The following is a 26,476-nucleotide window of genomic DNA, read 5'->3' as shown; positions in this document are numbered from 1 at the left end:
AAAGTAATTAAAATCTATTTTTTCTAAAATTACTATACCTAAGAATATTATACATAAGAAATTTATGTATATATTTACAACATGGGAAATCAGAAATTATACAAAGGTTCTTTACAAACCATCATTTTAAAATTATTAGAAACTAATGATAAAATGTATGGGTATGAAATTACGCAGAAAGTAAAAGAACTCACCAAAGGCGAACTAAAAATTACAGAAGGTGCTTTGTACCCTGCATTGCACAAATTAGAAGCTGATGGTTTATTAGATGTTGAGGTTGCAAAAGTTGGTAACAGACTTAGAAAATATTACAAATTAACAGAAAGTGGTACCAAAGAAACTGCGAATAAGTTAGAAGAAATGCAAGAGTTTTTAAAAACGATGCAGCATTTGGTGAATCCTAAATTTAGTTTGGAGTAAAAATTATTAGCTATGGAATTAACAACAGAACAAATACAAAAAGTAGAAGAATATTTAGATAAAAAAAGATTCAATTTTATTGATTTAAGAGTAGAAGTTTTAGATCATATGATCTCTGATTTAGAGAGCTTTTTGAATAAAAATTATTCTTTTGAAAACGCTTTTAAAATAACCGTTTTAAAATGGGATAAACATTTTAGAGAATCTTCTAGTTTCTTTTTTGGTTTTCAATATCATGAGTCTAAAATTGTGGTTAAAAATGCGGTAAAAATTTTTAAGCCTTTTTACTTTTTGTATCTGGCTTGTTATTTTTTACCTATGCTAATTTTCACAAATTTTTATATTGTTTTTTCAGAGGGTTTCTCAGATTTTACGAATGGATTTTTAAACGGATTAAACATCGGTTTTTTGCTTTACTTGATCTTTTTAATTACAAAAGTGTATAAATCTAAAGTAAAAACAACTTACAGTTTTATTTTAAGAACACAGTATTTAGGAATCATCTTTTTAGTACTTCCTTTATTTATGGGCAATCATTTTAACGATGATAAAAGTTTTATTCCCTTTTTAATCAGTTTTCAAAGTGCAGGTTTTGCAGTTACTTATATCTGTCATTATTTCTACAAAAAGCACGAAGAAGCCATCAAAAAGTATAAAATTTCGTAGCTATGGAATTATCAAAAGAACAAATACAAATTATAGACAATCATTTTAAAAATAATGGTATTAAATACTGGGATTTAAGAGTAGAAATGATAGACCATATTGTTTCTGATATTGAAAAAAATGCTACTTCAGATGATTTTAAAGCAGAGCTTTACAAATCTTTATTAAAAACAAAATGGTTGGGAGATTTGTCTAACCTAAACAGAAAAGGCTGGCAAAATGTGAATAGAATCTATAGAAAGAAATATTTTCAAGGTTTTCTAGATTTTTTTAAAAAGCCATTTTATGTTTTGCTATTAATAGTAATTTTAATTGCTTATTACTTTCTTTCAGAACATATATCTCATAAAGTATTTTTGAAAACAAGTTTTGCAATTTTTGCTGCGCCATTATTTGTTTATTTCTTTTTTGCATTTAAAACATTTAGAAAAAAGTTAGGTAAATCTATTCATAGAGATTATGCTTTAAATTACTTTATGTTCTCTTTTTTGACGTTAAATGCTATAGTAATATTTGTAAGAATTGAGGACGGTTTTCCTATTGAGTATCATAAAATCATATTATTTATAGTACTTCCTATACACTATATTTTTACTTTTTCTGGATACAAAGTGTATAAAAATGCAATGAATAGAGTTCAAGAAATGAAAAAAGCCTTGTAACTATAAATTTCGTAGCTATGGAATTATCAAAAGAACAACTTTTACAAATAGACAACTTCATTTTTTCTTGCGGCATAAAATATTATGATGTGAGAACAGAAATTGTAGATCATTTTGCAAATATTTTAGAAGAAAGGTTAGCTAAAAATCCAGATTTAGATTTTAAAAAAGAAATTAGAAACATCCACAGAAACTTTTCTGATAGAGGTTTTAGCAAACTTTTAAAAGAGAAAACAAAATCTGTTCACAAAAAGTTTTACAAACAGTCTTTTAAACATTTAATTACGTTTTTTAAACTTCCTAGAATTTTAATTTCTGCAGGTTTATTTTATACTTTGTTTTTGTTGATGAATTTGTTTGAGGATAAAAAAGATTTTTTCTTTTTGGCTTATCCATCTTTGCTATTTGTTGCTGTTTTAATCTTTTATCAGAATTGGAAAATTAATAAAGAAAAAAGAGAAACTTTTTTGGTTTTAAATAAGACTAATAGCTTTTTACAAATAGTAAACCTTACATCAATATTATTTAATTCAATTACAAATTTTAGAAGTGAAGAAAGTTTTTTAAATCAAACTCAAAACATTATTCAATTAGGTGTTTTTGTCTTGCTATTGTTGTTTTATTGGTCTGGAGAATATGTTTTTCATCAGAATAAAAAAATGATAAAAGAACAATATCCAAATGTAATTGTATAAACTATGAAACTAACAAATCTCCAAATAGAAAACCTATACAAATTTACCAGAAAACATTATGTAGAACATTATGATGTACAAACAGAATTGGTAGATCATTTAGCCAATGATATTGAGCAAATTTTAGAAGAAAACCCAAAATTAACTTTTGAAAATGCTCGTGATAAATCCTTTAAAAAATTCGGAATTTTTGGTTTTATGGATGTTGTAGATGCCAAACAAAAACAACTGAGTAAAAAATATTATAAAGTTCTTTTCACAATAATGAAAGAATGGTTTTCTATTCCTAAAATAATTATTACAGCATCAATATTTATGTCATTTTACCTTCTAATGACATTAAATATCAATAACACTTATTTATCTATATTAATGTTGATTTTAGCTTTTATCGATGTTTATTTAGCCCAAAAGTTAAATAATAAAGCAAAGAGCAGTTTTAAAGAAAATGGCAAAAAGTATTTGCTAGAAGATATGATTTATAGAGTAAGTGCTTTTAGTAGTATTTTGGTGTTTTCAAATATCTTTCATTTATCCTCTTTTTTAAAACATAGCGAATCATTTTATGTAAAAATGTTTGTTTGCAGTTTAATAACTTTTGCCATTTTATACTCTTATATAGCTTTAATAGTTATTCCAAAAAAAGCAGAAGAATTACTGCAAGAAACGTATCCAGAATATAAATTGGTTAAAAATTTGTAACAAAAACATTGCAAGCACTACTTATATAGTAACTACTTAACCAAACTTTATGATTTCACATTTTTTAAAACTAGAGTGGAAACAGTTTTTTCGTTCTGCTTCTTTCGGAAAAAGTGTTGCTTTAAAAATAGTAATGGGCTTTTTTGCGCTTTGGATGCTTTTAGGCTTTTTGTCTATTAGTGTTGGAGGTTATTTTATTCTTAAAGAAGAATTTCCAGACAAAGACCCTTTTATTGTTGTCAATAATTTTCTAATCTTTTTATTGATCTCAGATTTAATAATGCGATATATTTTACAGAAAATCCCAGTAATGGATATAAAACCAATGCTGATACTTTCTATTAAAAAGAAAAAATTGGTGAATTATATATTAACGAAGTCCATTTTTTCTTTTTTTAATTTTGGTGCACTTATTCTATACATCCCTTTTTCTATTGTATTAATTTCTAAAGGATATAATTTAGTTGGTGTTTTAGGTTGGTTGTTTTTTATGCTAATGCTAACCTTATGTATCAATTTTATTAACTTTTTAATAAATAAAAATAACATTGCACTTGGTGTTTTAGTTGTGTTTTTGGCTGTAGTTTGGTTGTCTTATCAATATCAATTTTTAGATATTACAGTGTACTTTGGTAAAGCCTTTTACGCTGTTTATAATTATCCAATACTTTCAATTATTGCTTTGTTATCAGTAACAATATTTTATTATTTAAATTTTAAACAATTATCTAATGCTTTGTATTTAGATGGTGCAATTAAGTTAAAAGAAGAAGAAGTTAATTCTGCAGATTTATCATTTATAGATAAATTTGGTGATGTAGCTCCTTTTATAAAAAATGACATTCGTTTAATCTGGCGAAATAAAAGAACCAAAATGGTCTTTTTTATGTCTTTTTTCTTCTTATTATTTGGCTTAGTGTTTTTTACTGTAAAAACATATAGAGATTCAGAAATATGGCAGTTATATGGTTGTATCTTTTTAACAGGTGGTTTCGCAATGAATTATGGGCAATTTGTACCTGCTTGGGATAGTGAGCATTATAGAATGTTAATGACACAAAATTTTTCTTATCGTAAGTTTTTAGAATCTAAATGGTTTTTAATGGTAGTAATGACTGTTGTACTTTTTATTTTGTCTACACCATATATCTATTTTGGCCTAGATAAGTACTTATTAATAGTTGCAGGTTTTTTCTTTAATATTGGTTTTACACCTTTAGTAATGTTATATATGGGTGCTTTTAATAAAAAAAGAATAGATTTAGGTGCAAGTGGTTTTGGCAATACACAAGGTACAAGTGCAGCTCAATTTATTGTAATGCTACCAGTTTTAGTATTTCCAATAATAATTTATGCAATAGTTAATTATTTTGTTGGTTTTAATGCTGCAATCATTGCAATAGCTGCAGTTGGTATAATTTCAATTTTATTAAGAAATTCTATTATGAATTTTATTGAAAAAAAATATCAACAAAAAAAATACAGTACACTTCACGGATTTAAACAATCAGAATAACCAAAATTTAATTTAAGACAACAATGATTACAATAGATACAGTTTCAAAAAAATACGGAAAAGCAGAAGTTTTAAATGTTGCATCAATAGAAATACCTACAGGCCAAAGTTTTGGTTTGGTAGGTAATAATGGAGCAGGGAAAACAACGTTGTTTAATATTTTGTTAGATTTAATTAGGCCAACAACTGGTGCAATTATTAATAATGATATTGTTGTAAACAAAAGCGAAGATTGGAAAAACTTTACAGGTTCTTTTATTGATGAATCTTTTTTAATAGGCTATTTAACACCAGAAGAATATTTCGATTTTATTGGTGATTTAAGAGGGATGAATAAAGCTGATGTTAAAACGTTTATAGCAAAGTTCGATGAGTTTTTTAATGATGAAATTATTGGAAAGAAAAAATATTTAAGAGATTTAAGTAAAGGAAACCAGAAAAAAGCAGGAATTGTTGCTGCAATGATGGGTAACCCACAAGTAGTAATTTTAGACGAACCTTTTGCTAATTTAGATCCTACAACACAGATTCGATTAAAGAAAATTATTAAAGAATTAACAGAGAATAAAGAAGTTACAGTATTAGTTTCTAGTCACGATTTAACCCACGTAACAGAAGTTTGCGAAAGAATTGTGGTTTTAGAAAAAGGATCTGTGGTAAAAGACATAGTTACATCAACAGAAACTTTAAAAGAATTAGAGAGCTATTTTGCTGAATAAATATAGAATTCTTTATTTATTATTATTTTTATAGACTGTATTTATACTATTTTTGTCATAAATCAGTTGTAAATAAGAACTTTTGGCTCTTATAAAAAAATAATTCATTTAGATTTACAAGTGTGAAAAACACGCAGAAAACACTTATTGTAGTTATCATTTTTGCAACCATATATGCTTGTGGTACAAAAAAAGACACATTTATAAGTAGAAATTACCAAGCACTTACTACAAAATACAATGTTCTTTTTAATGGTAAACAATACCTTCAAGAAGGTGTAGATGCTATTAATGAAGAGTATAAAGACGATTGGTTTCAGCAATTACCAATAGAACCTATTGTTTTTGATGAAGATAAATTCGTGATTCCTAAATTTAACAATGGTCCAGGTGCTGGCTTTGGTAATTCTAAACAAAAAGCAGAAGTACAAAAAGAACTTACAACTTTCGAAAAAGCAGAAGAAAAAGCCATAAAAGCCATTCAAAGACATGGAATGAATATTGATGGTTATGAACGTAACAGGCAAATAGATGATGCTTATTTGTTGTTGGGTAAATCTCGTTATTATCAACAACGTTTTGTGCCTGCTGTAGAAGCTTTTAATTACGTAATTGCAAATTATCCGCAAGCAAATCTAATTGCAGAAACTAAAATTTGGCGCGCAAAAACTAACATTAGAATGGATAATGAAGAAACAGCCATAGAAACTATGAAGCTGTTGTTGGTGGTTAGAGATACATTAGAAGCCAATTTACCAGACGAAATTAAAGAACAGGGTCACACAGCTTTAGCAATGGCTTATGTAAGAAGCGATAGTTTGCAAAAAGCAAAACAACATTTACAATTAGCAACAAGAACTTTAAATAATAGAGCTCAAGCAGCAAGAAATTTATTTGTTTTAGGGCAAATGTATAGCCAAGAAAACAAAAAGGATTCTGCAAGTTTAGTGTACCAAAAGTTAATCGACTTTAAAAAAGCACCTTATAAATATAAAATTCATGCAAATATAGAATTGGCTAAAAATTCGCCTAATGATTCTACTGCAAATGTGGTTTTAGAAAAGTTACAAAAGCTGATAAAAAACAGGGACAATAGACCTTATTTAGATGAATTGTATTATCAAACAGGAGTTTTACATCAAAATAACGATAGCATTCAATTGGCTTTAGATTTTTATAATAAATCTTTAAGAGCCAAAAATGGTAGTGATAAACAGAAAACATTTACTTACGAAAAATTAGGAAACATTTCTTTTAAAGAAGATGCTTATCAATTAGCAAGTGCTTATTATGATAGTGTTTTGCAAGTTTCTAAAGACACTTTGAATTTAAGAATTAGACGAATAAAAAGAAAACATAAAAACTTAGCATCCTTAATTAAGTTCGAAAATGTTGTTGCTAAAAATGATAGTATTGTAAGAATTGCATCTTTATCTGAAGACGAACAAAAACAGTTTTTCGAAAATTATATAGAAAAACTAAAAATTGCTGATGAAGAAGCAGCACAAATAAGATTAAATCAATTGGCTTTTGGTAATACTGATGGAGGCTTACAATCTGCGAATAAAGGAAATTGGTATTTTTATAACAATCAATCTTTAAGTTTTGGTAAATCTGAATTCCAAAAAATTTGGGGAACCAGAAAATTAGAAGATAATTGGAGGTGGTTAGAAAAAACGACTATTGGTAGTGAAACTAAAGATTCTGCTCAAGTTCAAAAAGTAAATCTAAAATATGATTTAGAAACCTATTTAGCTACAATTCCTACAGAAAAAACAGAAATAGACAGTTTAAAAATCGATAGAAATCAAGCTTTATACGAATTAGGTTTAATTTATAAAGAGCAGTTTAAAAATCAGAAATTAGCAAAAAAACGCTTAGAAAGAGTTGCTTCTTTGCAGCCAGCTAAAGAATTAATTTTACCAATAAACTGGCATTTATATCAAATTTATATAAATTTAGGTGATGTTTCAAGTGCTGAAAAATATAAAAATGTAATTCTAAATCAGTATCCAAATACCAAGTTTGCGCAAGTCATTCAGAACCCAAATACAAAATTCGAAGAAGAAGTTGCAGTAAATGAAATAGAAAATACATATAAAAAAATGTATTATTTGTACAAAGAAGATAAGTTTGAAGAAGTTGTTACTAAGGTCGATGAATTTTTACCTACTATTACTAATTCAGAATTAATTCCTAAATTTGAACTCTTAAAAGCTTTTGCTATAGGTAAATACCAAGACAAAGAGGCTTATAAAACAGCCTTAGAATTTGTAGCAGTTAGCTATGGAAATACAGAAGAAGGCAAAAGAGCAAAAGCAATTGTAGCACAATTAGAGAAGTAGAATTTTAGTTTAAGAGTGGTGCTTCTCATAAACAACCCGAAGAAAATGGAAAGAAATGTTATTGCAAAAAACACAACTATCAATGGTGAAATAATTTCTGATGGAGACTTTAGAATTGATGGGGTTTTAGAAGGAAGTTTAACTACAAAAGGTAGAGTAATTGTTGGTTCTGGAGGTTTTGTAAAAGGTAAAGTAAATGCTATAAACGCAGATATAGAAGGTAAGATTTCTGGCGAATTAAATGTAGATAAAACTTTAACAGTAAAATCTATAGCAGATATTTCTGGTAACGTTGTTGTTGGTAAGCTATCTGTAGAGCCAGGAGCAACATTTAATGCTTCTTGTGCTATGAAAGTACCTTCTAAAGTTTTAAAAATTGAGAATGGAAAAAAACCAGAACAACAACAAGAGCAAAAAGCCATTAAATAAAGCCATACAACTTTCGGGAGCAGGTTTACAAATGGGTTTAACCATTTATTTAGGTTTTTTATTGGGCAAATGGTTAGATAAAACTTTTGAAACTGCCTTTTTAAAAGAAGCAATTACCTTACTAGCCGTTTTTTTAGCTATGTATTCTTTAATTAAACAAGCCAATAAAATTAATGATTAAGAAATTAATTATTTACAATACTGTATTTCTTATTCTTTATGTTTTAGGATATAATATCCACGATTTCATTCTTTTAAAACAAGAAATATCTTTACCTTTTTCTATTGATAAAGTTTACCTATTTCATGCTGGTTATTCAGCATTAATTTGTATCAATTTTTTACTACTTGCAACTGTTAATAAGTATTTAGATCAATTAGGTTTTATATATCTGGCTACTATGCTTTTAAAATTTATACTTTTTTCCATTACTTTCTATAAACCAATATTTTCAGAAGAAAATTTAACAATTTATTCAAGATTATCATTATTTATACCAACCATTCTTTTTTTATTAACAGAGCTTATTTTTGTGTCTAAAATTTTGAAAAAAAAAGATTCTAAAAATTAGCGTCAAAAATCATTTGTGTTTTTGAATTATTCTATATCTTTGCGCGGAATTTACAAAGCGTATTTTTACTATGAAGATTGCAAAAAAATCAATCAAATTTCTTACAATAGCATTAGTAGCCCTTTTCTCAGCTACAATTTTTGCTTCTGATTTAGACAAAAAACAGGACAATCATAAAGATGGTGGAGAGGTAAATACCCAAGAAGAGGTAACTGCTTACATTCAACATCACCTTAAAGATTCTCATGATTTTACTTTTTTCTCATACACTTCAAGTGAAGGAGAAAGAAAACATTTTGGATTTTCTTTACCAGTAATTTTATGGTCAAGTGAAGGTTTAGTAACTTTTATGTCTTCAGAATTTCATCATAATGATGATGGGCATGTTATTGTTGAAAAGAATGGGTTAAAATTCGCAAAGATTCATAGTAAGATTTATGAGTTAGATAATGGAGCAGCAACTGTTTCTTTTGATGAAACTCACCATGCAACAAACGCACACAAAACATTAGATTTTTCAATAACAAAATCGGTAGTAGGTATTTTATTTGCGGCTTTTTTAATGTTATTGTGGTTTTCTAAATTAGCAAAACAGTATAAAACAAGAAAAGTACCTAAAGGCTTTGGTCGTGTTTTAGAGCCATTAGTAATTTACGTAAGAGATGAAATAGCAAGGCCAAATATTGGAGAGAAAAAGTATAAAAAGTTTATGGGCTTTTTATTAACGGTGTTTTTCTTTATTTGGATATTAAACTTATTAGGTTTAACTCCATTAGGTTTTAACGTAACAGGTCAAATAGCAGTAACAGTTGCATTAGCAATGTTTACAATGGTTATTTATCTTTTTAGTGGTAGTAAAGATTTTTGGGCACACACATTATGGATGCCAGGTGTACCTGTAATCTTAAGACCAATTCTAGCAATAATAGAATTAGCAGGTTTTATTTTAATTAAACCGTTTTCATTATTAGTACGTTTATTTGCAAATATTACAGCAGGTCACTTTGTTGTAATGAGTTTAATTGCATTAATGGTAACAATGAAAGAAGCTTTTGGACCTGTAGCATCTACAGGAATGTCTCTAGCTTTAGCTTTATTTATAATGGTTATTGAAATTTTAGTAGCCTTTTTACAAGCATTTATTTTTACGATGTTATCATCGTTATTTATTGGGATGGCTGTTGAAGAACATGAGCATCACTAAAAATCTTGATTTTTAAATCAAGTACAAAAAGAGAATTAGAATTTGTTTAATTAATATATTTAAAATCAATTAGTATGTACAATTTAATTGGAGCAGGATTAATCGTAATCGGAGGAGGAATTGGATTAGGTCAAATAGGTGGAAAAGCAATGGAAGGTATTGCTCGTCAACCTGAAGCAGCTGGTAAAATTCAAACTGCAATGATCATCATTGGTGCCTTATTAGAAGGTTTAGCATTTGGTGCATTAATCTTAGGGAAAGCATAATTTCCTAAAAAAAACAAAAACACATTTCTGTAACGGTTGGTTACAGAAAGTGTTTTTAAATTAAACAAAAACAAAACAAAAGTTAATAGAATGGAAACTTTATTAAACGATTTTTCGCCAGGATTGTTTGCAATGCAAATAGTAATCTTACTTATTTTATTATTTTTAATGAAAAAGTTTGCTTGGAAACCAATTTTAAACTCTTTAGAAGAGAGAGAAACTGGTATAGAAGAAGCATTAGAAGCAGCAGAAAACGCTCGTAAAGAAATGCAAAACTTAACTGCTGATAATGAAAGATTAGCAAAAGAAGCAAGAGCAGAAAGAGATGCAATGATGAAAGATGCTAGAGATATTAGAGATAAAATGATATCAGAAGCAAAAGAAGATGCTAAAGAGGTTACCACTAAATTAATTGAAAATGCACAAGCTTCAATTCAACAAGAAAAGCAAGCAGCTTTAGCAGAGTTGAAAAAGAATGTAGCAGAATTATCAATAGGTATTGCAGAATCTGTAATTAAAAAAGAATTATCTTCTAAAGAAGATCAATTAGCATTGGTAGAAGGAATTTTAAAAGAAGTTGAGTTAAACTAATTTTATGAAAGACGCAAGAGCAGCATTACGTTACGCAAAAGCAATCTTAAATCTTGCAAAAGATTCTAAAGAAGATTCTGCAGTAAATAAAGATATGCAATTAATAGCTTCAACAATTTCAGAAAACCCTGAATTAGGTGTTGTTTTAAAAAGCCCTGTAATAAAGTCTGCTGATAAAATAAACGTTTTAAAAGCTACTTTCTCAAAACAAATAAACAATATTACTTTAGGTCTTTTTAATTTATTAGAAGAGAACAAAAGAATATCAATATTACATTCTATTGCACAGCAATACACTATAATTTACGATTATTATCATCACATACAGATAGCAAAAGTAATTACTGCTGTGCCAATTACTTCAGCAATTGAAAAACAAGTTTTAGCTAAGATAGAGTCTTTAACAGGAGAAAAAGCTGATCTAGAAAATGTAGTAAATCCAGATATTTTAGGAGGGTTTATTTTACGAGTAGGAGATGTGCAATATGATGCAAGTATCTCAAATTATTTAGGAGAGTTAAAGAAGGAATTTGACAACAGTCATTATATCCCAAAAATTTAATAATACATCAAATTAGAACAGATGGCAAGTATTAAACCAGCTGAAGTATCAGCAATTTTAAAAGAACAATTAACTAATTTTGAAGCTCAAGCTTCATTAAGCGAAGTAGGTACAGTATTACAAGTAGGTGATGGTATTGCTCGTGTTTACGGATTGTCTAACGTACAATATGGTGAGTTAGTAGAATTCGATAACGGATTAGAAGGTATTGTTTTAAACTTAGAAGAAGATAATGCAGGTGTTGTATTATTAGGAGCTTCAACTTCTGTAAGAGAAGGTTCTACAGTTAAAAGAACTGAAAGAATTGCATCTTTAAGAGCAGGTGAAGGAATTGTAGGTAGAGTTGTAGATACTTTAGGAAGCCCTATAGATGGTAAAGGACCAATTACTGGTACTACTTATGAGATGCCTTTAGAAAGAAGAGCACCAGGAGTTATCTATAGAGAACCTGTTACTGAGCCATTACAAACTGGTATTAAATCTATTGATGCTATGATTCCTGTTGGTAGAGGTCAGCGTGAGTTGATTATTGGAGATAGACAAACAGGTAAATCTACAGTTGCTTTAGATACCATCTTAAATCAAAAAGAATTTTACGATGCTGGTAACCCAGTATACTGTATATATGTAGCTATTGGTCAGAAAGCTTCTACAGTTGCAGCAATTGCAAATATGTTAGAAGAAAGAGGAGCATTAGCATATACAACAATAGTAGCAGCAAATGCATCAGACCCTGCAGCAATGCAAGTTTATGCACCATTTGCAGGAGCTGCAATTGGAGAGTATTTTAGAGATTCTGGTAGACCAGCTTTAATTGTTTTTGATGATTTATCAAAACAAGCAGTTGCATACCGTGAAATTTCTTTATTATTAAGAAGACCTCCAGGACGTGAGGCGTATCCAGGAGATGTATTTTACTTACACTCAAGATTATTAGAGAGAGCTGCAAAAGTTATCAATGATGATAAAATTGCAAGTGAAATGAATGATTTACCAGATTCTTTAAAAGGAATTGTAAAAGGTGGTGGTTCTTTAACTGCACTACCAATTATTGAAACACAAGCAGGTGATGTATCAGCATATATTCCAACAAACGTAATTTCGATTACAGATGGACAGATTTTCTTAGATGGAGATTTATTTAACTCAGGTGTAAGACCAGCAATTAACGTAGGTATTTCTGTATCTCGTGTTGGAGGTAATGCACAAATAAAATCTATGAAAAAAGTATCTGGTACTTTAAAATTAGATCAAGCTCAGTTTAGAGAATTAGAAGCATTTGCAAAGTTTGGATCGGATTTAGATGCAGCTACAATGAATGTAATTTCTAAAGGACAACGTAATGTTGAAATCTTAAAACAAGCTCAGAACGATCCTTTTACAGTAGAAGATCAAGTAGCAATTATTTATGCTGGTTCTAAAAACTTGTTAAAAGACGTACCTGTTAATCAAGTTAAAAAGTTCGAGAAAGATTATATCGATTATTTAAATGCAAAACATAGAGATGCATTAGATGTTTTAAAATCTGGTAAATTAACTCCAGAAGTTACTGCTACTTTAGAGGAAGCAGCAGCAGAAATATCAAAGCACTTTGCATAAATAGACGTAAGTCTCTAGTTTTTAGTTATCAAAACTAAAAAACTAAAGACTAATAATTAATAACTATAGAATGGCAAACTTAAAAGAAATACGTAACAGAATAACCTCTATTAAATCTACAATGCAGATTACATCTGCAATGAAAATGGTTTCTGCTGCAAAATTGAAAAAGGCTCAAGATGCTATTACAGCAATGCGCCCTTATTCATCTAAATTAACAGAATTGTTGCAAAATTTAAGTGCAACTTTAGATGGTGATACAGGTGGAGTATATTCTACAGAAAGAGAAGTTTCTAAAGTATTATTAGTAGTTGTAACATCAAATAGAGGTTTGTGTGGTGGCTTTAACTCATCAATTACAAAAACTGCTGTTAGAACTATTGCTGAAAAGTATGCTGATAAACAAGTAGATATTTTTTCTATTGGTAAAAAAGGTGCAGATACTTTATCAAAAGAAAACAATGTTGTAGCTACAAGAAATGATATTTATGATGATTTAACTTTTGATAATGTTGCATTAGTAGCAGAAAAGTTAATGGAATTATTTGTTGATGGTAGTTATGATAAAATTGAATTGGTATACAATCAATTTAAAAATGCAGCCACACAAATACCGCAAGTAGAGCAGTTTTTACCAATTAAACCTATTGAAGGAGGAAAAGATATTTCTAATTCAGATTATATTTTTGAACCATCAAAAGAAGAGATTGTAGAAGCTTTAATACCTAAGTCTTTAAAAACACAATTATACAAAGGTATAAGAGATAGTTTTGCATCAGAGCATGGAGCACGTATGACAGCTATGCACAAAGCAACAGATAATGCAACAGATTTAAGAGACGGTTTATTATTAACTTATAACAAAGCACGTCAAGCAGCAATTACAAACGAAATTTTAGAAATTGTTGGTGGTGCTGAGGCATTGAATAATTAAACGTAGTTTCTAAGAAGACAATATAAACAATTTATAAAAAAGAGCTTATCAATTTTGATAAGCTCTTTTTTTATGATATTTTGGTATAACTATTGAATTGTATTTGCAATATGAGATCTATGAAAACTATCCAAATTTTATCAATTTTAATTATTTTATTTGGGTTTTCTCAATGTGGCTCTTTACAGTTTGATAAAAACCCACCATTTAAAATTATAGCAGCTACTTATACAAATTGGGTTGGTGGTCAGCCAGGTGTTAGAGGTACAAATGTAAAAGTCCAATTTACATCAACAAAAAGGATTCAATTTGATAGTATTTATTTTGATAATAAAGTTGCCAAATTACAAACCAAGAATTCAAATGATAATTTATTAATTGGTTATTTCAACACATCATCAATTAAAAGAGATTTTATTTTAGATGCAAACCCAATTAAAGAATTAAAAAATTCTGTTCCAAAAATTAAAAAATTTCCTTTTGATTTAGAAGAAAATGAGGTAGTTATCAGCTATAAAATTAAAGATAAAATAAAATATCTTAAAATTAATGGACTCAAAAAGGTGAAATCTACAAATTTTTAATTGAGTTTAAATAGCTTAAAATAAAACAGTTAAAATGTTTTTTTTTAGGTTAGTTTATTTTTTGGCATACAATTTGAATATTCATAAGCATAACCACAAAACAGAAAGCTTATGAAGACGCTAAAACTACTTTTCACGATTATTATTGCAGGAACATTATTGAGTTCTTGTTCAACAGTTTATTACGATGATTATGATGACTATGCACCTACTTTAGAAGAGGTAGTTTCTGGTTACGATTTATGGTATGTAGATTATCATAAAACTTCAGGTTCTGGAGATGTACCTTATGTATCTAGAGCTTTTACACTTTCTTTTATTAACGGAATTTTATATGCAAATAACAATATTGCAGATATTGGTAGAACAGGTAATGGTTTAGGGATTGATGTTGGTACTTATAACTCTTTTAATGGTGTGTTAGAAACCAACCACGATATAGATGGTATTAATGATTTTAATGTAACTATTTTATCTACTAACGAAATTAGAATTTACAACTACAGAGAAAATGTAAGTTATTATTTAGTAGGTTACAATACGAACAATTTCGATTATGATAAATTGTTCTATGAAAACATAGAATACCTATTACAAGAATATGAAGCTTGGGCAAAAATTGATGCAGTAGGTGGTACACCAAATGCTTTTGATGATGAAAATTTCCTTGCATTTACACCAGATAATGTAACAACATTTTATAGTTCTCAAGATGAGTTTGGCACACAAGTTGCAAATATAAATTGGGATTACGTTGGTGGATATGAGGTGTATGACGTTAATGGTTTTGAAGCACTTAAGATTTTAACATTGAATTATGACAATGGAGATATTGAAGAATTTGAATTAAGCGTTTTAGATGATGATAGAATAAGTCTGTTTCATTACAATTCAGAAACCACTTATGAGTTTGCAGGTCGTGGATTTGTACAGTATTTAAAAAGTGAAAAATCTGTTAAATCAGCAAAAGATGTTGTAAGGAATAACGATAGAAAACGTACTAAAATAGAAAGAAAGACAAAGAATAGAAGAAATTAAAAATAAAGTTTGGTTAGTTGATTTTTAATTGGTTATTTCTCAATAACCAATTGAAAGAGAAGTCACCCTGAGGAGGGTGACTTTTTCGTTGTTAATAATTGATGAAAATTTTACAGCGTATTCAATTCTGCTAAAGGCTAGTTTTTATATTTTTAATGATAAATAAAAAAAGAATGAAAACAGCATTTATTACAGGAGCAACTTCTGGAATAGGAAAAGCAACAGCAGAGCTGTTTGCAGTAAACAACATTAGATTAATTCTTTGTGGTAGAAGAAAAGAACGTTTGCAAGAATTAGCAGAAGAACTCTCTAAATTAACCCAAGTTACCACTTTACAATTCGATGTTTCTAAAAGAGATGAAGTACAAACAGCAATAAAATCTTTACCAGAAAATTTTCAAGAAATAGATATTCTAATCAATAACGCAGGTAATGCTCATGGGTTATCAACAATTCAGGATGGAGATATAGATGATTGGGATGCAATGTTAGACATTAACGTAAAAGGGTTGTTATACGTATCAAAAACAATAATTCCTAAAATGATAGCAAATAACAATGGATTTATTGTAAATATTGGCTCTATAGCAGGTAAAGAAGTTTATAAGAACGGAAATGTATATTGTGCATCAAAGTTTGCTGTAAACGCTTTAAATAAGTCTATGAGGCTAGATTTAAACGAACATAACATTAGAGTTTCTGCAATTCATCCTGGTTTAGTAGAAACCGAATTTTCTGATGTTCGCTTTAAAGGTGATACAGAAAGAGCAAAAACAGTTTATCAAGGTTTTAAAGCTTTGCAAGCAGAAGATATTGCAGACATTATTCACTTTGTGGTTACAAGACCTTACCACGTAAATATCGAAGATTTGGTAGTGTATCCAACAGCACAAGCAAGCGCAACAATGCTCAATAAAAATTGATATGAAACCAACATCAAAAATAATAATTGGTTGTATGTCTTGGGGTAAATGGGGTAAACAATTTTCTACCCAAGAAGCTACAGATATGATTCAGTTTTGCGTAGAAAATGGAAACACTACATTTGATCACGCAGATTTGTATGGAGATTACACAACAGAAGCTGAATTTGGTAAAGCATTTAAAGAAAGTAAAATAGAAAGAGATTTAGTAGAATTTATTTCTAAATGCGGAATCCAGAATCCTGGAGAAACAAGAAACAATAAAGTTAAACATTATAATTATTCTAAAGAATATATTATTTGGAGTGCAGAGCAATCTCTAAAAAATTTAAAAACAGATTATTTAGATACTTTTTTATTACACAGACCTAGCCCTTTAATGATTCCTGATGATATTGCAGAAGCAGTTTTAGAACTACAAGAATCTGGTAAAATCATCAATTTTGGGGTTTCTAATTTTACACCTTTTCAGGTGGATTTAATTGCTGATAAAATTCCAGTATCCGTAAATCAAATTGAATTTTCTTTAACGCAAAACTCAGCAATGACAAATGGTTCTTTAGACCAAATGTTGCAAAATGAAATTCAGCCTATGAGTTGGAGTCCTTTAGGTAGTGTTTTTAGAGCAGAAACAAATCAAACTAAAAAAATAAAGGAAGTTTTAAAAACGCTTTCAGAAAAATACAATAGCACAGAAGATGCTTTGTTATTGGCTTGGCTTTTTAAACATCCTGCAAAAGTTTCTACTGTTATTGGCACCACAAATAAACAACGAATTTTAAATGCAAATAAAGCCCTAAAAATTGATTTAGAATTACAAGATTGGTTTTTATTATTAGAAGCAAGTAATGGAAAAGAAGTAGATTAATTTTGAACATAGATAACTTACATAAAGATTGGTTAACTTTAGCTAAAAATTATTTTGATAGTACTGCTTTCATTATTTCTGTTTGGAATAACATGAAGAAGAATTATTCTTCAAAGAAAAGGTATTATCATAACTTTATTCATATACATACATTGTTAGAAATGGCAGAAGAAAATGGAGATGAATTAAAAGATAAAGATGAAGTTCTATTTGCAATTTGGTTTCATGATATTGTTTACAATCCCTCATCAAAAAAAAACGAAGAAAAAAGTGCAGATTTAGCAAAATCAATTTTAAAAGAAAATTTTAAAAAAGAATTAAATATTAACAAGATTTACGATTTAATAATTTCAACAAAGAAGCATCAAATTATATTAGATGAAGATAATGACAATGCCTTTTTGTTAGATTTTGATTTATCTATTCTTGGTTCTAATTGGAATGTTTATGAGTCTTATATTAAGAATATAAGAAAGGAATATAAAATTTATCCAGATTTTGTTTATAACCCTGCAAGAAAGAAAGTATTACAGCATTTTTTAAATAGAAAACAACTTTATTTTACAGATAAATATCAAGATTTATTAGAAGTAAAAGCAAGACAAAATTTAGCAAGAGAAATAAAATTACTAAGCTTAAAATGATAAACAAACGCTTACTTATCAAAAACTTACTTTCTCATAATGATGAGAATAGTTTTTATGATAAAAAGCAAAAACTATCATTAGGCTCAAAAGAAGGCAAGGCCAAGTTTTTAAAACACATTTGTGCTTTGTCTAACTCAAACCCAGAGAACAATTCTTACATTGTTATTGGTGTAGAAGATGAAGAAAATAAAATAATTGGTGTCGATTTTTTTGACGATAGCAAAATCCAAAATTTGGTAAACGCGTATTTAAATAATCCTCCAAGAATAGAATATTTAAATGTTCCTTTTCCGAGTTTACCACGCTATAAAGTAATTGGTTTGGTAACTATTCATCCAAATAACTTAATTACATCTTTATTAAAAAACGCTTGGAAATATAATCGCGATACTATTTTTTACAGAAGAGGTAGCAATTCTATGCCTTTTTTAGGCACAACTTTTGAGCTTAGAAATACCAATAAAAATATTGTTGCTGCAATAGAAAAAAATGCTAGAAATAATATTGAACTCACTTTAAATGGTGTTTTCGATTTTATAAACAAGCACAAAAAAGAATACAAACCACAATACAAAGTTTTTAATGAACAATTTGTGTTGTGTTGGGCAGGAGAGAAGAAAATTATCAACAAAAATATATATTACTCAAGAGTAGATATTGAATTAATTAACGAACAAGTTCGTTTGTTTTTTTCTTCTTTAGATGATGTTCAAATTTCTTATAATCAAAAATCATTTATTATTACAGAATACATTTTGTTGGGTTTAGAAGCTAATGAAACACATTATCCTTTAGAAAAAACCATCATCAATTTTAAATATAATGGCAAACACGCAATTGTTAGAGAATTTTTGTTTGCCCCTCCTAAATACGATCCTATAATTGTAAATCACATTTATAATAACTGCAATAACATCATTCATAAAATAACAGCTAAAACAAAGCTTTCAGTTTTAGAACACGAAGATGTTTTTAGGTTGCCACATAATTATTTACTCTGCTATTTAAACGGATTTTTAGACGCACCAGATTTACTTAGAAAAGCCAAAAACTACATTAAAAATTTAGAGGATAAAACTACCTATGTAAAATACAAAGAGGCAATGAGAGTAATTCGAAAAGTAAAATATAATTAAGGTTTTTTACCCTTTAATTAAAAAATGTTTTCTTTTTTGAAACCTTTAAAAATTCGTATCGTTTTTAAAATAGAACCAACCAACTACAATGTCTAAAAAGATTCATCTTTTAGTTTTACAAAGCAAAAAAGGCAATCAGAAAGCACAAATAAAGCTTTATGATTTGCACTGTAAGGCAATGTTTATAATTTCTTGTAGGTATATAAAAAATGATGAAGAAGCTAAAGACGCTATGCAAGATGGCTTTATAAAAGCATTTTTGAATTTAGCCAACTATAAAGATGGCACCAATTTTAGTGCTTGGTTAAAAACAATTGTAATTAATAGTTGTATAGATCAATTAAAGAAGAAAAAATTAGAAACTATTTCTATTGAAAATTATCCTTTAGAAATTACAAATGATGAAAACTGGAAATTTGATATAAGAATAACAAAAGAAGCAATTTTAAATGCCATAGAAACTTTACAATTGAAATATCAGTTGGTAATAAAATTATACTTGATAGAGGGTTATGATCATCAAGAAATATCAGAAATATTACAGATACCAGTTAAAACATCTAGAACACATTTAAGAAGAGCAAAATTAGCATTAAGAGACCTTTTAAAAGACGAGAAATATGGAACATGATATAAGAGATTTATTTCAAGAAAATGATGATTTTAAAAAGGATTTACCAAAATCTCACAGAGAAGATTTTATAAAAAAACTCAATAAAAATAATACCCCAAAGCCCAAATGGAAATTTGGAACTACGTATAAAATTGCAGCATCTGTAGCTCTAATTTTAAGTTTGATGTATTTTTTTAGTATTAAAACGGATGATATTGACAACACAAATTCTTTTGAAAATCAGTTTTCTAAGATTGAAAAGGACTATTTAAAAAACATCGATAAAGAATGGAAACAGTTTAAAAAAATAACAACAGATACTTTATTAATTAGAAAATACGAGGAGAAATTGAACAATTTTAATGATGATTATAAAAAGATAACCAACCAATTAAAAGAGTTTCCTAACGACATAAATTTATTAGAATCTTTAATTACCAATCTGCAAAGACGTTTGCAATTAATTAAAGAAATTAATGAGCATATTAAAGAATTGAACCCAAAAAACACAAGTAATGAAACCATATATATTTAGTATTTTATTTCTTTTAATAACAAGTATTTCTGTTGCACAAACTAAAGAAGTACTTCTAAAAAAAAGTTTTAAGGTAGATGAAAACACTATTCTAAATTTAGATTTAGACAATGCAAATGTTCATATCATTGAATCTAAAGACGATAAAATTCATTTTGATTATCAAATTATTTTTTATAATTATTCTAGAAGAAAAATAAATGATCTTCTAGATGATACTTCAATAAATACATCTAAAAATCAAAACCAAATTTTTTTAAAAGTCAAGAATTCTCTATATCTAGGTATAGATATAAAATATAAACCTAATTTTGATTATAAAAACTTCAATAATCCTATTAATGATGTTTATAAAGAATATTTAAAAAAATATTATAAAACATATAGAAAAAGCGAAAATTTATACAAAACAAAAGATTCTTTAATAGAAGAGATTAATTTTAGTATTGGAAGAGATATGGACAATTATATTAAAAAAGAAATTGATAATTTTCCTCTTAAAAAGCCTTTAAAAACTGATAAAAAAATAGAGAAGAATTTTATTATTGAAGTTCCTAAATATGTTCAATTAAAAATAAAAGCTTTAGAGTCTGATATTAAATGTGATTATGACATTTCAACAGAATTTAAAATGGATAGTTTTAAAGGTATTTTTAAATTTAAAAGAATTGATGGGAAAAATAACCAAATAACTTCTTCTAATGGAATTTTAGAAACATATGGAATAAAAAATTCTAGAATTCAATTGAGAGATATGTATAAAGTAAATATTGGTTCTATTTCTAATTCAAAATTAAAGTTAGAAAAAACAAAAACTAAAATAGGAGAAATAGGAAAAAATGTTTCAATTAATGATTCTAACAGCAAACTCAACCTCTATAATTTTGGTAAAAACTTCACAAAATTTAATCTTACAGGAGATTACTCAGAGATAAATTTATACAATGTAAAAGACACTAATTTTTCTATGGATATTTCTGGCTACAATACAGCTCTAAATATGAATGGCACAAAAACTTCTTTTGGAGCATCAAAAGAAAAAGAACTTACTAAAATTCTTCAAAAAAAGAAAAAAGAAAATAGTCCGTTTTTAGGAAATATAGAAGTATTATTAAAAAATGGAATTATAAATATAAAGTAAAGAAAAACCCAACTAAAAGTTGGGTTTTTACTGTTTAAAATATCTTAAAAATCGAACTTAATACCTTGTGCTAAAGGTAAGTCTGTTGTGTAATTTATGGTGTTGGTTTGTCTTCTCATATATACTTTCCAAGCATCAGAACCAGATTCACGTCCACCTCCAGTTTCTTTTTCGCCACCAAAAGCACCACCAATTTCTGCGCCAGAAGTACCAATATTTACATTGGCAATTCCACAATCTGAACCAGCAACAGATAAAAAAGCTTCAGCTTCTCGTAAATTATTTGTCATAATTGCAGATGATAAACCTTGTGCTACTCCATTTTGCATTTCAAGTGCATTTGTAACATCACCAGAATATTTTAAAAGATATAAAACAGGTGCAAAAGTTTCATGTTGTACAATTTTAAATTCGTTTTTAGCCTCTGCAATTGCTGGTTTTACATAACAACCAGACTCGTAACCATTTCCATCTAAAACTTTACCTTCAACTACAATATTTCCACCTTCTTCAACTACTTTTGTTAATGCATTTTCATACATTTTAACAGCATCTACATCAATTAAAGGACCTACATGATTATTTTCATCTAATGGGTTTCCTATACGTAATTGTTTATAAGCTTTTACAACAGCATCTTTTACAGTATCATAAATAGATTCATGTATTATTAATCTTCTTGTAGATGTACATCTTTGGCCTGCAGTACCAACAGCACCAAAAACAGCACCAATTACGGTCATTTTTATATCTGCATCTGGAGTTACAATTATTGCGTTATTTCCACCTAATTCTAATAAAGATTTTCCTAATCTACCAGCTACTTCTTTTGCCACAATTTTACCCATTCTTGTAGAACCAGTTGCAGAAACAAGTGGAATTCTGTTATCTTTTGTCATGAATTCTCCAACTTTATAATCGCCATTAATTAAACCAGAAATACCTTCGGGTAAATTATTTTCGGCTAAAACTTCTGCAATTATATTTTGGCAAGCTACCCCACACAAAGGTGTTTTTTCTGATGGTTTCCAGACACAAACATCACCACAAATCCAAGCTAATGCTGTGTTCCAAGCCCAAACTGCAACAGGGAAATTAAAGGCAGAAATAATACCTACAATCCCTAAAGGATGATATTGTTCATACATTCTATGACCAGGTCTTTCTGAGTGCATAGTTAAACCATGTAATTGGCGAGATAAACCCACAGCAAAATCGCAGATGTCAATCATTTCTTGCACTTCTCCTAAACCTTCTTGATAACTTTTACCCATTTCATAAGAAACTAATTTACCCAAAGCTTCTTTCTTTTCGCGTAATTTTTGGCCAAACTGACGTACAATTTCTCCTCTTAATGGTGCAGGTTTTGTTCTCCAAGTTTTAAAAGCTTCTGTAGCTGCTTCCATCACTTTAGCATAATCTTCTTTTGTTGTAGTTTTTACTTTTCCGATAATTTTACCATCAACAGGTGAGTAACTTGTTATAATTTCTCCACTAGAAAAGTTTGTGTTTCCAGTAGAAGTACCTTCGTTTATATTTTGTAAGCCTAAAGTTAATAATGCTTCTTGTATACCAAAATCTGTCATTTTGCAGCTTTGTTTAAGTTAATTGATTAAAAAATCTTTATTTTAGAAGTCCGAAATTACGAATAAAATCACATATATATGATTTTAACAAAAACAATATTTATTGTTTAAATTTTAACAAATTTCTATGAAAACACAAATCTTTCTATTATTTTTTTTAATGACTTTTTTAGGATGTAAAAATGAGTCAAACTCATCATCTAAAGAGAAAAATACTGATGTAAAACAAAATGAATTTGCTATTATTATTCATGGTGGAGCAGGTACTATTTTAAAGAAAAATATGTCTGACGAAAAAGAAGCAGCTTACAAAGCCAAATTAGCAGAAGCTATAAAAGTTGGCCATACTATTTTAAAAAATGGAGGTACAAGTCAAGAAGCAGTTGTAAAAACCATACAAGTAATGGAAAAATCTCCATTATTTAATGCTGGTAAAGGAGCTGTTTTTACCAATTCTGGTACCAACGAATTAGATGCTTCTTTTATGGACGGAAATACATTAAATGCTGGTGCAGTTGCTGGTGTAAAAGATGTAAAAAGTCCTATTGAATTAGCTGTAAAAGTAATGACAGATTCTGATCATGTAATGCTTTCTGGAGATGGAGCAAGTATTTTTGCTAAAGAAAAAGGATTAGAAATTGTAGACCCAAGTTATTTTTATACAGAAAGACGTTTTAAATCTTTACAAAGAATAATAGAAAAAGAAAAAACTGAATTAGATCATGATGATAAAACTGCTGCTTTTTACGATTCAGATATTAAAAACAGCAAGTTTGGAACTGTAGGATGTGTTGCTTTAGACAAAAATGGAAATATTGCTGCTGGTACATCTACAGGAGGAATGACTAACAAACGTTGGGGAAGAATTGGTGACGCACCAATTATTGGCTCAGGAACTTATGCTAATAATTTAACTTGTGGAGTGTCTTCTACAGGTTGGGGTGAATATTTTATAAGAAGCCAAGTTGCTTATGATATTTCTGCACAAATGGAATATCAACAAAAGACTTTAAAAGAAGCTACAACAGATGTTATTCATAATAAGTTAACCAAATTAGGAGGAACAGGTGGTGTTGTAGCTCTTGATAAAAACGGAAATATGTCTTTTGAGTTTAATACTGCTGGTATGTACAGAGCATCAATGAACGATAAAGGCCAATTAGTTGTAAAAATTTACAAAGAATAATCTAGCCACTCTTCAGGTAAAAGTTCTAAATTGATATTTATAACTTTAGATTCTTTTTTCTTAGCAAAAGCCAAACTTGAAAAATTTTTAGTTGATAAATTAATATTATGTTTCTTATTTATCATTTTTAAAACCTCGTTCATAGACCTTTTGGCACATAAAACCAAACTGTTCATCATTGAATTAGATTCATTAGATAAATCATATAAATCTACATAATATTTAGGTTTATTATCTTGGTATATAATCCATTGAGAGGATTTTCTTTTAGGTATTTTTAAAACTTTTTTTGTACCACTTAAAGTTCTGTACGTTATTTCAATAAGCTTCATTTCATCATCTTTTTAGTTAATAAAATTTTCTAGCAATCATTTTTAAGAAACTGTAAACGCAAATTCAAAAAGCATACAAAATTAGCTGTTTTTTTGCATTTTTATTAAAACATTTCGTTAAAATGTATAATGTAATAGATAATCAGTAATTTATATACGTTATTTTTGTTAGTATGGTTTTAGAAGTTGTATTTAAGACCTGTATAAAAGCCTAAATTAAAGGGTGCAAAACCATTAGAATTTTTATTAAAAGTGTTTAGTTGCATTTTTAACATCGGGTTTAGGTTTAAAGACCAATTTTCATCAAATAGGTAATTAAAGTCAAAGCCTAAATTTCCACTAAAATTAATGTTGTTCAAATTGTTTGCTTCTAATGTTTTTGATAGTGTTTCTGTGTTTAAGTTTACAGTATTTTTATTAAGAAAAAGCGAACTAAAACCAGTTACTATTTGCGTTTCGAATTTGTTGTTTGTAGAAAAATTGTATTTCACTTCTATAGGGATTTCTAAATAACCATAGTTTTGAGTTAGATTACCAAAAGTGGTATTTGAAGTAGTAGTAAAATCGCTACTTAATAATGCATTAAAATTATTATTACTATCAAAAGAAAAAGTTTCGCCATTTGTAAATTCTGTTGTTTCTGTATTACTTTGCTCTGATAGTGAAATGCTTACTTGGTTATTGGCATAACTCATTTCTTGTAAATGAATACCAGATTGAATTGTCCATTTTTTATTGATTTTATAAGCAATTTGTACACCATAAGAATAAGTATTTTCGCCTTTAGTAGAGTTTGCTAAATTTTCATTAATAGGAGATGTATTTGTAAAAGAATTTGATTGTAAAACTGCAAAAACAGGAGCAACAGACCAATTTTTGTTTATTTGTTTATCTGTAATTAAATCTTCTTTTTCTTTAAATAATTCTTGAATGTTTAACTTTTTAAAATTCTTCTTTTTAGTATTTATTGTTGATATAGATAACTCACTATTTTTTTGTGATATATTAAAATTATAATCAAAAGAACTAAAAGAAAACTGTAAAGGTTTTACAGGTTTTCTATTATTTATTACACTTTTACCTTGTCTTGTTTCAGCTAAGTTTTGAGTGTTTTTGTTTATATGAATTGTTTCATTAGCTATAGAAATAAGCACATCATTTTTTAAGTTTTTATTTAAAATAAGTGTATCCTTTTCTTTTAAAATTGTTGAATTTTCTTTGTGAATAGTTGTAATTACTTCATCTAAAGTGTTATTAATATTTTGATTTTCATCCTTAGAAAAAGGGTTAAAAATTAAGCCCAAAATTAATATTGAAGCTACAGCACCAGAAAACCACCAAAAAGGAAAAACCTTACGTTTCTTCTTTTTTAGTTTGCGTTCAATATTGATCCAAGCGCTTTTGTTTGGCGATATTTCCAAATCTTTAAGCTGTTCTTGAAACAGTTTATCTATGTTTTTGTTATCCATTAATTCAACTTTTTTTGATGGATTTCTAATTTTTCTTTCAAAATTTTTCTAGCTCTAGATAAGTTAGATTTAGAAGTGCCTTCAGAAATTTTTAGTAACTCAGCAATTTCTTTATGAGAATAATTATCTAAAACATATAAGTTAAAAACTAAACGATATCTGTCTGTTAATTGCTGAATACATTCTAATAAAACATCAACATTATAAACAGAATTTTCTATTTCTAATTCTTCGTTTTCAACATCATCTATAACTTCTGTTACAATTTCTAAAGGTGCTTTTTGTCTATATTTTTGTAAAACTGTATGAATGGTTATTTTCTTTAACCATCCCTCAAAAGAACCTTTGTATTTGTACTGTTTTATTTTTTCGAAAATGGTTAAAAAACTATCTTGTAGGTTGTCTTCTGCATCTTGATAGTTTCTAGAATATTTTAAACAAACAGCAAAAAGTTTATCAGCAAATAAGTGATAAACTTTAGATTGAGCATCCAAATCTTGCTCACAACATTTCTGTATTAATTCTTCGAGTTTGAT

General features: G+C 28.1%; 31 protein-coding genes. 27 read left to right on the top strand and 4 right to left on the bottom strand.

The genetic code is table 11. The annotated features are described in order from the left end of the window. Window positions 1-81 precede the first annotated feature (81 nt). From ACJJVK_RS04840 to ACJJVK_RS04715, 26 genes are all read left to right on the top strand, one after another. On the top strand, window positions 82-420 hold the full coding sequence (locus ACJJVK_RS04840) for a PadR family transcriptional regulator (protein ID WP_215994193.1): 339 nt from the start codon (window positions 82-84) through the stop codon (window positions 418-420). A 12-nt stretch (window positions 421-432) separates the two neighbouring features. Beyond that, a complete protein-coding gene (locus ACJJVK_RS04835; RefSeq protein ID WP_405563762.1) occupies window positions 433-1,086 on the top strand; it encodes a hypothetical protein in 654 nt (217 codons plus the stop codon). A gap of 2 nt (window positions 1,087-1,088) precedes the next feature. After that, a complete protein-coding gene (locus tag ACJJVK_RS04830; RefSeq protein ID WP_405563759.1) occupies window positions 1,089-1,748 on the top strand; it encodes a hypothetical protein in 660 nt (219 codons plus the stop codon). A gap of 17 nt (window positions 1,749-1,765) precedes the next feature. Further along, window positions 1,766-2,443: a hypothetical protein gene (locus tag ACJJVK_RS04825; RefSeq protein WP_405563756.1), complete on the top strand. Its 678-nt coding sequence runs from the start codon at window positions 1,766-1,768 to the stop codon at window positions 2,441-2,443. A 3-nt stretch (window positions 2,444-2,446) separates the two neighbouring features. After that, window positions 2,447-3,145, top strand: a complete 699-nt coding sequence (locus tag ACJJVK_RS04820; protein WP_405563753.1) for a hypothetical protein — start codon at window positions 2,447-2,449, stop codon at window positions 3,143-3,145. 49 nt (window positions 3,146-3,194) lie between these two features. Beyond that, complete coding sequence (locus ACJJVK_RS04815) at window positions 3,195-4,661, top strand: DUF5687 family protein (RefSeq protein ID WP_405563750.1); 1,467 nt, start codon at window positions 3,195-3,197, stop codon at window positions 4,659-4,661. A 23-nt stretch (window positions 4,662-4,684) separates the two neighbouring features. Continuing rightward, complete coding sequence (locus tag ACJJVK_RS04810; RefSeq protein WP_405563748.1) at window positions 4,685-5,380, top strand: ABC transporter ATP-binding protein; 696 nt, start codon at window positions 4,685-4,687, stop codon at window positions 5,378-5,380. Between the two features lie 122 nt (window positions 5,381-5,502). Further along, window positions 5,503-7,725 carry a tetratricopeptide repeat protein gene (locus ACJJVK_RS04805; RefSeq protein ID WP_405563746.1) on the top strand — a complete coding sequence of 741 codons (2,223 nt, stop codon included), beginning with the start codon at window positions 5,503-5,505 and terminating at the stop codon, window positions 7,723-7,725. A gap of 45 nt (window positions 7,726-7,770) precedes the next feature. After that, window positions 7,771-8,154, top strand: coding sequence for a polymer-forming cytoskeletal protein (locus ACJJVK_RS04800; protein WP_215994202.1), 384 nt, complete (start codon window positions 7,771-7,773; stop codon window positions 8,152-8,154). After that, complete coding sequence (locus ACJJVK_RS04795) at window positions 8,108-8,335, top strand: AtpZ/AtpI family protein (RefSeq protein WP_215994203.1); 228 nt, start codon at window positions 8,108-8,110, stop codon at window positions 8,333-8,335. Before ACJJVK_RS04800 ends, ACJJVK_RS04795 begins: the two co-directional genes overlap by 47 nt. Continuing rightward, window positions 8,328-8,726: a DUF6168 family protein gene (locus tag ACJJVK_RS04790; protein ID WP_405563743.1), complete on the top strand. Its 399-nt coding sequence runs from the start codon at window positions 8,328-8,330 to the stop codon at window positions 8,724-8,726. Before ACJJVK_RS04795 ends, ACJJVK_RS04790 begins: the two co-directional genes overlap by 8 nt. Before the next feature lie 70 nt (window positions 8,727-8,796). Next, a complete protein-coding gene (gene atpB, locus ACJJVK_RS04785; RefSeq protein ID WP_215994205.1) occupies window positions 8,797-9,930 on the top strand; it encodes a F0F1 ATP synthase subunit A in 1,134 nt (377 codons plus the stop codon). Window positions 9,931-10,004: 74 nt separating this feature from the next. Beyond that, window positions 10,005-10,196, top strand: a complete 192-nt coding sequence (atpE, locus tag ACJJVK_RS04780) for an ATP synthase F0 subunit C (RefSeq protein WP_013620961.1) — start codon at window positions 10,005-10,007, stop codon at window positions 10,194-10,196. A gap of 90 nt (window positions 10,197-10,286) precedes the next feature. After that, a complete protein-coding gene (locus tag ACJJVK_RS04775; RefSeq protein ID WP_215994206.1) occupies window positions 10,287-10,787 on the top strand; it encodes a F0F1 ATP synthase subunit B in 501 nt (166 codons plus the stop codon). A gap of 4 nt (window positions 10,788-10,791) precedes the next feature. Continuing rightward, complete coding sequence (atpH, locus tag ACJJVK_RS04770) at window positions 10,792-11,349, top strand: ATP synthase F1 subunit delta (protein ID WP_215994207.1); 558 nt, start codon at window positions 10,792-10,794, stop codon at window positions 11,347-11,349. A 21-nt stretch (window positions 11,350-11,370) separates the two neighbouring features. Beyond that, complete coding sequence (gene atpA / locus ACJJVK_RS04765) at window positions 11,371-12,948, top strand: F0F1 ATP synthase subunit alpha (protein ID WP_405563739.1); 1,578 nt, start codon at window positions 11,371-11,373, stop codon at window positions 12,946-12,948. Between the two features lie 70 nt (window positions 12,949-13,018). Next, entirely contained in the window at window positions 13,019-13,882 is an 864-nt protein-coding gene (atpG, locus tag ACJJVK_RS04760) for an ATP synthase F1 subunit gamma (protein WP_215994209.1), read from the top strand. Between the two features lie 119 nt (window positions 13,883-14,001). Then, window positions 14,002-14,466 (top strand): hypothetical protein, encoded by a 465-nt coding sequence (locus tag ACJJVK_RS04755; RefSeq protein ID WP_405563736.1) that lies wholly within the window; start codon window positions 14,002-14,004, stop codon window positions 14,464-14,466. 111 nt (window positions 14,467-14,577) lie between these two features. Further along, window positions 14,578-15,504, top strand: coding sequence for a hypothetical protein (locus ACJJVK_RS04750; protein ID WP_405563734.1), 927 nt, complete (start codon window positions 14,578-14,580; stop codon window positions 15,502-15,504). A gap of 173 nt (window positions 15,505-15,677) precedes the next feature. Next, complete coding sequence (locus ACJJVK_RS04745) at window positions 15,678-16,427, top strand: SDR family NAD(P)-dependent oxidoreductase (RefSeq protein ID WP_405563732.1); 750 nt, start codon at window positions 15,678-15,680, stop codon at window positions 16,425-16,427. 1 nt (window position 16,428) lies between these two features. Continuing rightward, window positions 16,429-17,295, top strand: coding sequence for an aldo/keto reductase family oxidoreductase (locus ACJJVK_RS04740; protein ID WP_405563729.1), 867 nt, complete (start codon window positions 16,429-16,431; stop codon window positions 17,293-17,295). Window positions 17,296-17,297: 2 nt separating this feature from the next. Further along, entirely contained in the window at window positions 17,298-17,939 is a 642-nt protein-coding gene (locus ACJJVK_RS04735) for a hypothetical protein (RefSeq protein ID WP_405563728.1), read from the top strand. Continuing rightward, entirely contained in the window at window positions 17,936-19,078 is a 1,143-nt protein-coding gene (locus tag ACJJVK_RS04730) for an ATP-binding protein (protein ID WP_405563725.1), read from the top strand. Before ACJJVK_RS04735 ends, ACJJVK_RS04730 begins: the two co-directional genes overlap by 4 nt. Window positions 19,079-19,166: 88 nt before the next feature. Beyond that, window positions 19,167-19,709, top strand: coding sequence for an RNA polymerase sigma factor (locus tag ACJJVK_RS04725; RefSeq protein ID WP_405563723.1), 543 nt, complete (start codon window positions 19,167-19,169; stop codon window positions 19,707-19,709). Beyond that, window positions 19,699-20,226 (top strand): hypothetical protein, encoded by a 528-nt coding sequence (locus tag ACJJVK_RS04720; RefSeq protein ID WP_405563721.1) that lies wholly within the window; start codon window positions 19,699-19,701, stop codon window positions 20,224-20,226. Before ACJJVK_RS04725 ends, ACJJVK_RS04720 begins: the two co-directional genes overlap by 11 nt. After that, window positions 20,207-21,367: a hypothetical protein gene (locus ACJJVK_RS04715; protein ID WP_405563719.1), complete on the top strand. Its 1,161-nt coding sequence runs from the start codon at window positions 20,207-20,209 to the stop codon at window positions 21,365-21,367. The genes ACJJVK_RS04720 and ACJJVK_RS04715 overlap by 20 nt, the downstream gene beginning before the upstream one ends. 44 nt (window positions 21,368-21,411) lie before the next feature. Here the strand turns inward: ACJJVK_RS04715 and ACJJVK_RS04710 are convergent, their stop codons facing one another. Continuing rightward, complete coding sequence (locus ACJJVK_RS04710) at window positions 21,412-22,953, bottom strand: aldehyde dehydrogenase family protein (RefSeq protein WP_405563716.1); 1,542 nt, start codon at window positions 22,951-22,953, stop codon at window positions 21,412-21,414. Between the two features lie 127 nt (window positions 22,954-23,080). Here ACJJVK_RS04710 and ACJJVK_RS04705 point away from each other — a divergent pair, with 127 nt between their 5' ends. After that, window positions 23,081-24,139, top strand: coding sequence for an isoaspartyl peptidase/L-asparaginase family protein (locus tag ACJJVK_RS04705; protein ID WP_405563715.1), 1,059 nt, complete (start codon window positions 23,081-23,083; stop codon window positions 24,137-24,139). Here the strand turns inward: ACJJVK_RS04705 and ACJJVK_RS04700 are convergent. From ACJJVK_RS04700 to ACJJVK_RS04690, 3 genes are all read right to left on the bottom strand, one after another. Next, window positions 24,127-24,471: a hypothetical protein gene (locus tag ACJJVK_RS04700; protein WP_215994220.1), complete on the bottom strand. Its 345-nt coding sequence runs from the start codon at window positions 24,469-24,471 to the stop codon at window positions 24,127-24,129. The two genes, ACJJVK_RS04705 and ACJJVK_RS04700, sit on opposite strands and share 13 nt — an antisense overlap. Window positions 24,472-24,650: 179 nt before the next feature. Continuing rightward, window positions 24,651-25,940, bottom strand: coding sequence for a hypothetical protein (locus ACJJVK_RS04695; protein ID WP_405563712.1), 1,290 nt, complete (start codon window positions 25,938-25,940; stop codon window positions 24,651-24,653). Then, entirely contained in the window at window positions 25,940-26,476 is a 537-nt protein-coding gene (locus tag ACJJVK_RS04690) for an RNA polymerase sigma factor (RefSeq protein ID WP_405568304.1), read from the bottom strand. Before ACJJVK_RS04690 ends, ACJJVK_RS04695 begins: the two co-directional genes overlap by 1 nt.

This window comes from Polaribacter sp. Asnod6-C07, from assembly GCF_045063625.1.
In the GTDB taxonomy this organism is placed as follows: Bacteria; Bacteroidota; Bacteroidia; order Flavobacteriales; family Flavobacteriaceae; genus Polaribacter; species Polaribacter vadi_A.
This window is presented reverse-complemented; position numbering and strand designations above follow the sequence as displayed.

Coding starts and splice junctions, on each gene's coding strand:
- ACJJVK_RS04695 (WP_405563712.1), bottom strand. CDS start 25,940: ATGGATAACAAAAACATAGATAAACTGTTTCAAGAACAGCTTAAAGAT.
- ACJJVK_RS04840 (WP_215994193.1), top strand. CDS start 82: ATGGGAAATCAGAAATTATACAAAGGTTCTTTACAAACCATCATTTTA.
- ACJJVK_RS04795 (WP_215994203.1), top strand. CDS start 8,108: ATGGAAAAAAACCAGAACAACAACAAGAGCAAAAAGCCATTAAATAAA.
- ACJJVK_RS04750 (WP_405563734.1), top strand. CDS start 14,578: ATGAAGACGCTAAAACTACTTTTCACGATTATTATTGCAGGAACATTA.
- ACJJVK_RS04725 (WP_405563723.1), top strand. CDS start 19,167: ATGTCTAAAAAGATTCATCTTTTAGTTTTACAAAGCAAAAAAGGCAAT.
- ACJJVK_RS04815 (WP_405563750.1), top strand. CDS start 3,195: ATGATTTCACATTTTTTAAAACTAGAGTGGAAACAGTTTTTTCGTTCT.
- ACJJVK_RS04700 (WP_215994220.1), bottom strand. CDS start 24,471: ATGAAGCTTATTGAAATAACGTACAGAACTTTAAGTGGTACAAAAAAA.
- ACJJVK_RS04715 (WP_405563719.1), top strand. CDS start 20,207: ATGAAACCATATATATTTAGTATTTTATTTCTTTTAATAACAAGTATT.
- ACJJVK_RS04830 (WP_405563759.1), top strand. CDS start 1,089: ATGGAATTATCAAAAGAACAAATACAAATTATAGACAATCATTTTAAA.
- ACJJVK_RS04745 (WP_405563732.1), top strand. CDS start 15,678: ATGAAAACAGCATTTATTACAGGAGCAACTTCTGGAATAGGAAAAGCA.
- ACJJVK_RS04775 (WP_215994206.1), top strand. CDS start 10,287: ATGGAAACTTTATTAAACGATTTTTCGCCAGGATTGTTTGCAATGCAA.
- ACJJVK_RS04810 (WP_405563748.1), top strand. CDS start 4,685: ATGATTACAATAGATACAGTTTCAAAAAAATACGGAAAAGCAGAAGTT.
- ACJJVK_RS04755 (WP_405563736.1), top strand. CDS start 14,002: ATGAAAACTATCCAAATTTTATCAATTTTAATTATTTTATTTGGGTTT.
- ACJJVK_RS04790 (WP_405563743.1), top strand. CDS start 8,328: ATGATTAAGAAATTAATTATTTACAATACTGTATTTCTTATTCTTTAT.
- atpA (WP_405563739.1), top strand. CDS start 11,371: ATGGCAAGTATTAAACCAGCTGAAGTATCAGCAATTTTAAAAGAACAA.
- atpE (WP_013620961.1), top strand. CDS start 10,005: ATGTACAATTTAATTGGAGCAGGATTAATCGTAATCGGAGGAGGAATT.
- ACJJVK_RS04705 (WP_405563715.1), top strand. CDS start 23,081: ATGAAAACACAAATCTTTCTATTATTTTTTTTAATGACTTTTTTAGGA.
- ACJJVK_RS04800 (WP_215994202.1), top strand. CDS start 7,771: ATGGAAAGAAATGTTATTGCAAAAAACACAACTATCAATGGTGAAATA.
- ACJJVK_RS04720 (WP_405563721.1), top strand. CDS start 19,699: ATGGAACATGATATAAGAGATTTATTTCAAGAAAATGATGATTTTAAA.
- ACJJVK_RS04820 (WP_405563753.1), top strand. CDS start 2,447: ATGAAACTAACAAATCTCCAAATAGAAAACCTATACAAATTTACCAGA.
- atpB (WP_215994205.1), top strand. CDS start 8,797: ATGAAGATTGCAAAAAAATCAATCAAATTTCTTACAATAGCATTAGTA.
- ACJJVK_RS04740 (WP_405563729.1), top strand. CDS start 16,429: ATGAAACCAACATCAAAAATAATAATTGGTTGTATGTCTTGGGGTAAA.
- ACJJVK_RS04730 (WP_405563725.1), top strand. CDS start 17,936: ATGATAAACAAACGCTTACTTATCAAAAACTTACTTTCTCATAATGAT.
- atpG (WP_215994209.1), top strand. CDS start 13,019: ATGGCAAACTTAAAAGAAATACGTAACAGAATAACCTCTATTAAATCT.
- ACJJVK_RS04825 (WP_405563756.1), top strand. CDS start 1,766: ATGGAATTATCAAAAGAACAACTTTTACAAATAGACAACTTCATTTTT.
- atpH (WP_215994207.1), top strand. CDS start 10,792: ATGAAAGACGCAAGAGCAGCATTACGTTACGCAAAAGCAATCTTAAAT.
- ACJJVK_RS04835 (WP_405563762.1), top strand. CDS start 433: ATGGAATTAACAACAGAACAAATACAAAAAGTAGAAGAATATTTAGAT.
- ACJJVK_RS04710 (WP_405563716.1), bottom strand. CDS start 22,953: ATGACAGATTTTGGTATACAAGAAGCATTATTAACTTTAGGCTTACAA.